10 protein-coding genes are annotated in these 10,358 nt (G+C 45.6%); all 10 read right to left on the bottom strand.

Annotation, left to right across the window (positions count from 1 at the left end; genetic code table 11):
* Positions 1–1,812, bottom strand: a 1,812-nt coding sequence (gene lysS, locus MSA64_RS10215) for a lysine--tRNA ligase (protein ID WP_287891514.1), incomplete at its 3' end; no start/stop codon positions are given.
* 98 nt (positions 1,813–1,910) lie between these two features.
* Positions 1,911–2,396 (bottom strand): transcription elongation factor GreA, encoded by a 486-nt coding sequence (gene greA / locus MSA64_RS10210; protein ID WP_022172015.1) that lies wholly within the window; start codon positions 2,394–2,396, stop codon positions 1,911–1,913.
* A 340-nt stretch (positions 2,397–2,736) separates the two neighbouring features.
* Positions 2,737–3,696 carry a tRNA dihydrouridine synthase DusB gene (gene dusB, locus MSA64_RS10205; protein WP_154431536.1) on the bottom strand — a complete coding sequence of 320 codons (960 nt, stop codon included), beginning with the start codon at positions 3,694–3,696 and terminating at the stop codon, positions 2,737–2,739.
* Positions 3,693–4,040, bottom strand: coding sequence for a DUF6145 family protein (locus MSA64_RS10200; protein WP_022172013.1), 348 nt, complete (start codon positions 4,038–4,040; stop codon positions 3,693–3,695). Before MSA64_RS10200 ends, dusB begins: the two co-directional genes overlap by 4 nt.
* Positions 4,041–4,048: 8 nt before the next feature.
* Positions 4,049–5,038, bottom strand: a complete 990-nt coding sequence (locus tag MSA64_RS10195; protein WP_022172012.1) for a biotin--[acetyl-CoA-carboxylase] ligase — start codon at positions 5,036–5,038, stop codon at positions 4,049–4,051.
* Positions 5,039–5,041: 3 nt separating this feature from the next.
* Positions 5,042–6,031, bottom strand: coding sequence for an ornithine carbamoyltransferase (gene argF / locus MSA64_RS10190; RefSeq protein ID WP_154431535.1), 990 nt, complete (start codon positions 6,029–6,031; stop codon positions 5,042–5,044).
* Positions 6,032–6,097: 66 nt separating this feature from the next.
* Positions 6,098–7,279 (bottom strand): patatin-like phospholipase family protein, encoded by a 1,182-nt coding sequence (locus tag MSA64_RS10185; protein ID WP_270358576.1) that lies wholly within the window; start codon positions 7,277–7,279, stop codon positions 6,098–6,100.
* A gap of 173 nt (positions 7,280–7,452) precedes the next feature.
* Positions 7,453–8,394 (bottom strand): SPFH domain-containing protein, encoded by a 942-nt coding sequence (locus MSA64_RS10180; protein WP_022172009.1) that lies wholly within the window; start codon positions 8,392–8,394, stop codon positions 7,453–7,455.
* A gap of 12 nt (positions 8,395–8,406) precedes the next feature.
* Entirely contained in the window at positions 8,407–8,838 is a 432-nt protein-coding gene (locus MSA64_RS10175) for an NfeD family protein (protein ID WP_022172008.1), read from the bottom strand.
* Positions 8,839–9,192: 354 nt separating this feature from the next.
* A complete protein-coding gene (locus MSA64_RS10170; RefSeq protein WP_154431534.1) occupies positions 9,193–10,179 on the bottom strand; it encodes a cell wall hydrolase in 987 nt (328 codons plus the stop codon).
* Positions 10,180–10,358 lie beyond the last annotated feature (179 nt).

Below are 10,358 nucleotides of genomic sequence, written 5' to 3'. Positions count from 1 at the left end.
GTCATCAAGAGTAAACTGTAACAGTTTCTTTGACTTCGGTACTGCAACACACTCTTTAACCTTTACTGCACGGAAATCTGACTTGCTGAATGTATCAAAATCAACCATTTCTTCAAACAATGGCTCGACTTTTACCTTAGAAAAATCAATCTTTTCAACCGGTTTTTCAGCCTCTGCCGGAGCTGCTTCAGAAGTCTTGGAAGCTTTCTTGTCAGCGTCCAGGGACTTCATGGTCGGAAACAGAAGCACATCTCTGATGGCCTGGCTGTCTGTCAGCAACATAACCAGACGGTCGATACCGTATCCGATACCACCTGTCGGAGGCATACCGATCTCCAGAGCGTTCAGGAAGTCTTCATCTGTATGGTTGGCTTCATCATCACCTGCTGCAAATGCTTCTTCCTGTGCTGCAAAACGTTCGCGCTGATCGATCGGATCGTTCAACTCGGAGTATGCATTACACATTTCCCATGTGTTGATAAACAGCTCGAAACGTTCTACCTTGGTAGGATCGGAAGGTTTCTTCTTGGTCAGCGGTGAGATCTCAATCGGATGATCCATAATAAAGGTCGGCTGGATCAGTTCTTTCTCGCAGAACTCTTCGAAGAACAGGTTGATGATATCGCCTTTTTTGTGGCGCTCTTCGTATGCGATATGATGTTCTTCTGCCAGTTTTTTTGCAGCTTCATCATCTGCAACCTGGTCGAAATCGATACCTGCATATTTTTTGATGGCATCGTTCATGGTCAGACGTTCAAACGGTTTTCCGAGATCAATCTCGATACCGTTGTAAGAAATCTTTGTAGAACCGCAGACTTTTTCTGCCAGATAACGGAACATGGACTCGGTCAGTTCCATCATACCTTCATAATCAGTATAAGCCTGATACAACTCCATCAGGGTGAATTCCGGGTTATGACGGGTGTCCACACCTTCATTACGGAATACTCGTCCAATCTCGAAGACTCTCTCCAGACCACCAACAATCAGTCTCTTCAGGTACAGTTCCAGAGAAATACGCAGTTTTACATCTTCGTTCAGTGCATTGTAATGTGTCTCGAACGGTCTTGCCGCAGCACCACCTGCATTTGCAACCAGCATCGGAGTCTCTACTTCCATGAAGTCACGGCCGGAAAGGAAGTTACGGATCTCTTTGAGGATCTGAGAACGTTTGATAAAGACTTTCTTGCTTTCCTGGTTCATGATCAGATCTACATATCTCTGACGATAACGGGTATCCGTATCGGTCAGACCATGGAATTTTTCCGGAAGGATCTGTAAACTCTTGGATAACAGCGTCATTTTCTCTGCATGGATAGAAATCTCACCGGTTCTTGTTCTGAAAGCAAATCCTTCCAGACCGAAAATATCGCCAATATCAGATTTTTTAAAGTCTGCGTAGGAATCGGTGCCGATGGCATCTCTTGCCACGTATACCTGAATATTTCCCTGCAGATCCTGGATATTACAGAAAGAAGCTTTTCCCATCACTCTCTTGAACATCATACGACCTGCTACGGCTACATGAATCGGGTTTGCATCCATGATGCTTCTTCTTTCTTCATAGTCTTTCTTCAGAACTTCTTTTTTCTGTTCTTCATCCAGACCTTCTACTTCCGGTTCCTTATGGTCTTTGAGAAGTTCCGCTTCATGCGCTTCATAAATCTCTTTTACCTCAAGGGAATGATGTGTCTGGTTAAATTTGGTAATCTGGAACGGGTCTTTGCCGTTTGCCTGCAGTTCTGCCAGTTTCTCACGGCGCACCTTTAATAACTGATTCGTATCCTGCTCCTGCTTCTTCTGCTCTGCCACCTTTTTCACTCCTTCTTTTTCGCTGCGATGCGTCTGTCTCCCATTCTGAAAACAGCGCTTCTGGTCTTTTGCTGATAGTTACTTATATTGCCTGTTACTTAGATATTTCTCTCGATTTTCAATACTTTATACTGCATAACTTCGCCGTCAGCCAGTTCTACATCTACCACATCACCCTGTTTTGCTCCGATCAGAGCTTTTCCAACAGGAGATTCATTGGAGATTTTTCCCTGCAGGCTGTTTGCTTCCGTGGAACCAACCAGCTGAAAATCCATCTCTTCATCATATTCCATATCCAGAACTTTTACTTTACAGCCAACGTTGATCTTGCCTTCGTCAACTTCATCTTCCACAACAACTTCTGCATTTTTCAGGATCTTCTCAATCTCTTCAATACGAAGTTCGATATCTCTCTGTTCATCTTTTGCTGCATCGTACTCTGCATTCTCGGAAAGGTCTCCCTGTTCTCTGGCTTCCTTGATCTTTTCTGCTACTTCTTTTCTTTTTACAACCTTCAGGTCATGTAATTCATCTTCCAGTTTTTTCAGTCCGGCATATGTGAGTAAGTTTTTCTTTGCTTCCATGTTTCTACGTTTCCTTTCTTTCCGTGATCATCTGACACGGTATGATCACTCTTTATTTCTATTTTATTTTCTGCGTTAGATTATGTCCCTTATTTATAGATATTACACGTTTTTACATTGCATACCAGAAACTTCCATTCACCTTCACTTCACTATGGATTCTGTGCTTTCCGGTACTTGAAGAACTTGTTTTTCTCCCTTGTGCAATCACAGTATTATAAAGGAAACGCGTGAAAATGTCAACCATTCCGGAAGTTTTCGTCTGCTGATTCTCCCCTTGTGTTACTGATCACTCCGTTCTCACTGACACGTTTCGCACTACACAAACTTATGATCCTGATCAGTTCCACCCTTCCAGCAACTGTTCCAGTTCTTCCATGCTCTGTACTTCATTCACTGCTGCCCGAAGCTGTGCCGAATGTGGATACCCTGCCGTATACCACGCCACATGTTTTCGCATCTCACGCATCGCGGTAAGCTCGCTCTTATACTTCATCTGCAGACCGGCATGGCGCCGAATCATCTCCTTCACTTCAGAAAGCTCCGGTTTCTTCGGTACTGTGCCGTGTTCCAGATATTCTGCCGTCTGTGCAAAGATCCATGGATTCCCCTGCGCGGCACGACCGATCATCACACCATCACATCCGGTTTCTTCCAGAAGTGCTTTTGCTTTCTGTGGTGAATCCACATCTCCATTTCCGATCACCGGAATGGACACAGCTTCTTTTACTTTTCGGATGATTTCCCAGTCTGCCTTTCCGGAATAAAACTGCTGTCGTGTCCGGCCGTGAACCGCAATCGCGGCTGCACCACTGTCCTCGATGATCTTTGCGATCTCCACCGCATTCACATGATCATCGTCAAATCCTTTTCGTATCTTTACCGTCAACGGCTTCTTAATCGCTTTTGCCATCGCCGTTACTATCTCACGGACCAGTTTCGGATTTTTCATCAGTGCGGATCCCTCACCATTATTAACCACTTTCGGCACTGGGCATCCCATGTTGACATCCAAAATATCAAACGGCTTTTCTTCGATCTGTTTTGCCATCTCACTCATGATCTCCGGGTCTGAGCCGAAAAGCTGCAAGGATACCGGCCGCTCTTCCGGCAGGATCCGCATCAGCTCCTGTGTATTCTTATTCTTATAATAAATGGCCTTGGCACTGACCATCTCCATACACAAAAGTCCTGCACCCTGTTCTTTGCACAGGAGACGAAATGGCAGGTCTGTCACACCTGCCATCGGAGCCAGAACCACTGGGTTCGGTAATGTTACATTTCCAATCTGAAGTTTCATCCTTCCTCCCCGTCTTCCATCTCTTCCCCAAGAAAGAATACCCGGTAATACATCTCCAGAGATGCCAGCAGCTCCTGTTTTTCTTTCCGGATCTGTTTGATGCGCAGTACGCTGCCAATCTCATCATACATCGCATCCGCATCCAGCGCTTCTGTCTTGAATTCCAGGTTTCCGTCCTCATCGAATTCCAGTGTCAGGATACCGCCAATCTCCTCGGTATACATCACACAGAGGATCTGCAGTTCTTCTTTTACCTGCTGTGGCAGGGCGTCAAAATCCGGATTAAAATAATATTTCTGTTCGTAGGCACTGGCACCACATAAAACGATTCGATCTGCGTACATCTTTCCTCCTATACATATCCGTAAAGCCCACGGACAGATACCTCTCCCGCATAAACCTCGGTGATGGTTCCGTCTTCTTTTTCTACCAGAAGCTCACCCATGGCGTTGATTCCTCTCGCCACACCGGTGTATTCATGTCCCGGTTCCAGTACACGCACCTGCTGATCCTGATTGACCAGCGCTTCCTGATAGGCAGCCATCAGTCCGCTCAGATCCTGTGTCTTTACAAATATCTCATAATTTTCTTCTATTTTTTCCATACATTCTGCGATCAGTGCAGAACGGTTGACTTTATGCCCGATCTCTTTTTGCAGAGACGTAGCTTTATCTTCCAGCTCCTCCGGAAATTCCCGCAGATTGGCATTGATTCCGATTCCTGTCACCAGATATTCAATATAGTTCATCTGCGCGCTCATTTCCGTCAAAATTCCTACTAATTTTTTCCCGTTCAGTACCACATCGTTCGGCCATTTGATCTGTGCCTGCAGACCCAGATTACTCCGGATCGCCTGGGTCACGGAAAGTCCGATCACCAGGGTCAGCATCGAAGCCCGATCCGGCCGGATCTCCGGGCGAAACAGGATTGACATATAAATAGCACTTCCGTGAGGAGAATCCCAGGCTCGTCCACGCCGCCCTTTTCCTCTACTCTGATAATCCGCCACCGCGAGGGTTCCATGGGGCGCATCTTCCTCTGCCAGCCGCTTGATCTGGGTATTGGTAGAATCAATCTCATCATAATAATACAGCGTCTGGCCCGCCCAACGGGTATGCAGACGGCTCTTGATCTCACTCTCGCCCAGCACATCCGGCACATCTTTCAGACAATATCCCTTATTCTGTACCGCCTCGATCTCATAGCCTTCTTCTTTCAGCTGTTTCATGTATTTCCACACCGCAGTTCTGGAAACTCCCAGCTGTTCACACAACTCCTGACCTGACAGATAGCCATCCGTCTCCAGCAGTTTTTTTAAGATTCTGGTCTTTGTTGACTCCATGGATTATGCCCCCAGAGTTGCCGCCATCACCGCTTTGATGGTATGCATACGGTTTTCCGCCTCCTGGAAAACTTTGGACTGTTCCGACTGGAAGACCTCATCGGTAACTTCCATATCCTTCAGGCCAAAACGTTCTCCCATCTCTTTGCCGATACCGGTATTCAGATCGTGGAAAGATGGCAGACAGTGCAGGAAGATTGCTTCTTTCTTACCGTTTGCCATAACCTCCTTCGTTACTTTATATGGAGAAAGATCTTTGATTCTCTCCGCCCATACTTCGTCCGGCTCACCCATGGATACCCATACATCGGTACAGATGACATCTGCATCTTTTGTTCCCTCCATCACATCTTCTGTCAGAGTGATGGTGGCACCGGATGCTTTTGCATACTCCTGACACTGAGCTACCAGTTCTTTATTCGGGAAATACTTTTTCGGTGCACATGCCACAAAATCCATGCCCATCTTCGCGCAGGCAATCATGTAAGAATTTCCCATATTATATCTTGCATCACCCATATAGACCAGTTTGATGCCTTTAAGTCTTCCGAAGTTTTCCTGAATGGTCAGCATATCCGCCAGCATCTGGGTCGGATGATATTCGTTGGTCAGACCGTTCCATACCGGAACTCCTGCATATTTCGCCAGTTCTTCCACGATTTCCTGCCCAAAGCCACGATATTCAATTCCTTCGTACATGCTGCCCAGGACCTTTGCTGTATCCGCGATGCTTTCTTTTTTACCGATCTGGGATCCCTTCGGATCCAGATAGGTGGTTCCCATGCCCAGGTCATGTGCCGCCACTTCAAAAGAACAGCGGGTTCTGGTACTGGTCTTTTCGAAAATCAGTGCTACATTTTTCCCGCGCAGCGTGTCTGTCAGAACTCCTTCTTTCTTTTTCTTCTTCAGATCTGCAGACAGTTCCAGCAGATATGCTATTTCTTCCGGTGTATAATCTTTTAATGTCAGAAAATGACGTCCTTTTAAATTCATGATAATTCCTCCTCTTTCTGTAAATTCATTTCCCGGTATCCACCCTATTTTCTTCTAAAACATTCGTCATACTTCACACGTTTCGAAAAATGCGGTAAATGCCGGAAGTTTTTCCCGTTCTTCCTGTGGCATACGGTCCAGCTTTTCCTGTATCTTTTCCACAAGTCCTTCTACGGTATAAATCTGGTACTTCGATACCCGGCACAGTTTCGCCGTGGCTTCCAGTGCCGCCAGATACAGTTCCTTATAATTCCACTCTCTGGAAAGCTTTAATTCCAGAGCCGTTCCCGGCAGGATCAGTTCCGTCAGGCTTCTGTAACGGGTTTCTGCACTCCCTTTGAAGTGATGCCACCGGCACAGTTTCTCCAGACTGCTCTCCGGAATCTGCACCAACTGCTTTAAATAATAACATTCTTCCTGATTTTCTTCAATATAGTAAATCTTTCCTTTCAGCCCGTAGACCATTCTTTTCGCATCGTAATATCCGATTTTCATGTTCCGGACACTCTTTTTATGGTTAAAGTCGATAATATTTCCCAGATCCACTCTCGGTTCAATGGTCAGGATATTGGTTTCTTCCGGAATCTTTACCCTTTTTTCCCTTCCGATTCCGAAGATCCGGAGCACGATAATATTCTCATACCCTCGATCCACAAGAGAGTCCAGCGGCACATTATTGATCGCCCCTCCGTCAATATACGTTTTTCCATGAAGTTTTTCATTCTTAAATAACGGGAAAATATAAGCACTCGCCAGCAGAAAATCTTTCATCAGTCCCGGTTCTACCTGTTTCAGATCAATATCCAGTTCTTTCATGGCATCCACGCTGAATGTTTTGATAAAAATATCAATGGATGAATTTCTGATTTTTTCTTCGTCCACCACTTTATCCAGCATGTCTTTTAACGGTGTCACATCTACGCCACCCTCACTCATATGACGGAACGCATCTTTTACAGCCTCCCAGAAAGGTGCCTCCCCTTCCATGAGTTGCTCCATCCTTGTGTCATCCACATCCATCACCTGAGAATAGGTCAGATTACTCCACATCTGTTGCGCCATCTCCAGTTCATCCATACAGATCAGCGCGCCATTCAATGCTCCGACACTTGTTCCTGCCACGGCATTGATCTTTACCCCTGCTTCTTTCAGTGCCTTCCAGGCTCCAATCTGATATGCGCCCTTGGCACCTCCTCCTTCCAGAACCAGCCCGTATTCTTTGCTGGTATCAATTACCGGTGTCAACATATTTACACCTCCTGTTCTCCTCTTACCATCTACTGCTATCTTTGTTTTATATACAGCATCCTCTCATAATATTTCATTTCCTGTGCTTTTCTGTTTATTCCTCCATAATAGAAAACAGGGGCAACGCCCCCAGGTCTCCCCGAAGAACATTACCCCCTCATTTTATAAATCATTTATTTTTTCTCAATATTTTTATCTGTCATAATCTCTTTCAGTGAAGTTGCCAGTCCGGCCAGCCCCTGCAGATCAGACGGTACAATAATCTTGGTTGCTTTACCTTCTGCCATATCTTTCAGTGCTTCCAGACTCTTCAGTGTCAGAACGGATTCGTCTGCACCGGCCTCTTTAAGGAAACGGATACCATCTGCATTCGCCTGCTGCACTTTCAGGATCGCTTCCGCCTCACCTTCTGCCTCACGGATCATCTTTTCTTTCTCCGCTTCTGCCCGAAGAATGGCTGCCTGTTTTTCCGCCTCTGCTTCAAGAATCGCAGATTCCTTCTTACCTTCTGCTACCAGAACGGTAGATTTTTTCTCACCTTCTGCGATCAGGATCGCTTCTCTTCGTTCACGCTCTGCTTTCATCTGTTTCTCCATGGCTTCCTGAATAGCTGCCGGAGGCATGATATTTTTCAGTTCCACACGGTTGACTTTGATTCCCCACGGATCTGTGGCAATGTCCAGTGCCGCACGCATCTTGGTATTGATCACTTCACGAGAAGTCAGCGTCTCATCCAGTTCCATATCACCGATGATATTTCTCAATGTGGTCGCTGTCAGATTTTCAATCGCCATGATTGGATTTTCTACATTATAAGTATAGGATTTGGAATCCGTGATCTGGTAAAATACGACCGTATCGATTCTCATCGTTACATTATCTTTTGTGATTACCGGCTGCGGTGGGAAATCTACTACCTGCTCTTTTAAATTTACCCTCTTTGCCACACGGTCAATCACCGGAACCTTAAAATGTAATCCCGGCTCCCAGGTTCCCTGATACAGTCCCAGACGCTCAATGACATAAGCTCTTGCCTGTGGAACTACTTTGATACAGGATGTTACAATGACAACCACTAACACTAAAATCAAAATCAGAAATATAAGTCCACCCATTTTTCTTACCTGTTATCCTTTCTTTTTCACAATCAGTTTTACACCTTCGATACGTTCGATCTCCACGACCGTATCTTTTTCAATCATTTTTTCATTATCATCGGTCCGTGCTGTCCATTCGATACCACCGACGATAACCTGCCCCTGGTTCTTCAGATTTTCTATCGTCTGTGTTACCACCGCCTCCTTGCCAATCAGGCTTTCCGCATTGGTACGGGTTCGATTGGTATTCAGGTATCGCATGGCAATCGGTCTTGTAAAAATCAGCAGGATCAGTGAGACAATCAGAAACAAAACAAACTGTACTACTCTTCCGGCACCGGCTACCGCTGCTATCCCGGCAATCAGTGCACCCCCGGCAAACCAGATCGTTGTAAGTCCCAGCGTGGCAATTTCAATCACCAGCAATACAACAACTGCTGCCAGCCATAGAATCGCATCCATATTCCTCCCCCTTTCCTCTGGTATGTTACGCATGTTCCTTCTTTATCCTCTGTTCAGAAACATGTTCCATATCCTTGCATATTCCCTGCAGCCGAAAAATATAACTTTGATTATCCGCTGCGTGCTTTTCTCTATGGTTCTTCCATCATACAATATTTTGTCTGAAAACGCAATGAAATACCCCGTGCCTTCTGAAATTGTAAGATTTTTTTAAATTAGTTCTTACATTTCAGGTGCACGGGGTGCTTTCCCTTCTTATCTTAAATTAATCAGTAACTGTTCACTATCTTCACAGTTATGAGCCAAAGTGCCTTCAAAACCACCTTCGGTGATGGCATTTTCTTCTGCTGACTTTTAATAAAAATGCTGATTTCCAATCTGCTGTCCACGACCGCTTCCACTGTTAAAATACAGTGCGCTTCCGATCGGATTGGATCCTGCAAGTGCTTCCTGCGCTGCCTGATAACAATCACTTCTTGCTCCCTGGCTCAATACAGAAGAAAGGATTCCGCTGGCTACCGGAGAAAACTGCCCACTCTGGTAGACAACTTCTGTAATGCTGTTCGGAAACTGACTGCTTCTTACCCGGTTCATGATAACCGCTCCTACGGCAACTTTTCCTGTGTGGCTTTCTCCCCCTGCCTCACACTGAATAATTGCTGCCAAAAGCGCCAGTTCACTGTCAGATGCAGACATGGATGCTCCTGTCTGGCTGACCTGCTGCACAGCCTGTTCTTTTTCTTTCTTCTGTGTCTCATATTCCGCAACACTGAGTGCTGTAGTTTCTTCTATCTGAATATACTCCGCAAACATATAAGCCGAATCTTCCCCACATGACACCTGATACCAGTCTCCCTCCTGGCCCAGAATCTCTACCCGGCTTCCCTGTTTCATACTTCCTATCTGACCGGCATCCATAGACGGCTCTTTGCGTACCCGGAGAGAACTTGCTGTCACAGTTCCCTGACTGCCGTAGGATTCCTTATAAAGATGTTTTGCTTCTTCGCCAAATACAAGAAGGTCTGATTTCACATATCCTTCTACAGATCCTGACGTGATCTTCGTCCAGTCTCCCTGCTGTTCTATCACCTGTGCCGCTGCCCCCTTCGGCAGTACCCCTACACGTTCACTCTCCTTCGAACCTTCCTGACGGATATTGGCATAGTCGGTTACATTCGCAGCTGCTTTCTGCGCCCATTCATCCGTATCGAGAACCGAACTCCCGGAATTATCATCTGTAACTTCTGTGGATGTCTCATCGGCAAGTACCAGTGTTCCTGATCCCGCTGTAACGACCAGCACACCTCCCAGGATCCCTGCTGCTTTCCATAATTTATTCACTTGAATTACCTCCTGTTGATTTCGTTCTTTTTACGATTTGTTACAAATTTGTTACGATTTGTTACGGTGTGATTGTAACAAATTTAACTTTTCTTGTCAACAGGAACATTTCGGTGAATTTCGTGGAATTTTCTGAAAATTTTTAGGGATTGTGGGCTTTGGAGTCGATATTTGAGATG

The organism is Oliverpabstia sp. (assembly GCF_022785585.1).
In the GTDB taxonomy this organism is placed as follows: Bacteria; Bacillota; Clostridia; order Lachnospirales; family Lachnospiraceae; genus Oliverpabstia; species Oliverpabstia intestinalis.
This window is presented reverse-complemented; position numbering and strand designations above follow the sequence as displayed.

Excerpts from the sequence above, each read along its gene's own strand:
- dusB (WP_154431536.1), bottom strand. The coding sequence starts at position 3,696 with ATGAAACTTCAGATTGGAAATGTAACATTACCGAACCCAGTGGTTCTG.
- greA (WP_022172015.1), bottom strand. The coding sequence starts at position 2,396 with ATGGAAGCAAAGAAAAACTTACTCACATATGCCGGACTGAAAAAACTG.
- MSA64_RS10185 (WP_270358576.1), bottom strand. The coding sequence starts at position 7,279 with ATGTTGACACCGGTAATTGATACCAGCAAAGAATACGGGCTGGTTCTG.
- MSA64_RS10200 (WP_022172013.1), bottom strand. The coding sequence starts at position 4,040 with ATGTACGCAGATCGAATCGTTTTATGTGGTGCCAGTGCCTACGAACAG.
- MSA64_RS10195 (WP_022172012.1), bottom strand. The coding sequence starts at position 5,038 with ATGGAGTCAACAAAGACCAGAATCTTAAAAAAACTGCTGGAGACGGAT.
- argF (WP_154431535.1), bottom strand. The coding sequence starts at position 6,031 with ATGAATTTAAAAGGACGTCATTTTCTGACATTAAAAGATTATACACCG.
- MSA64_RS10175 (WP_022172008.1), bottom strand. The coding sequence starts at position 8,838 with ATGGATGCGATTCTATGGCTGGCAGCAGTTGTTGTATTGCTGGTGATT.
- MSA64_RS10180 (WP_022172009.1), bottom strand. The coding sequence starts at position 8,394 with ATGGGTGGACTTATATTTCTGATTTTGATTTTAGTGTTAGTGGTTGTC.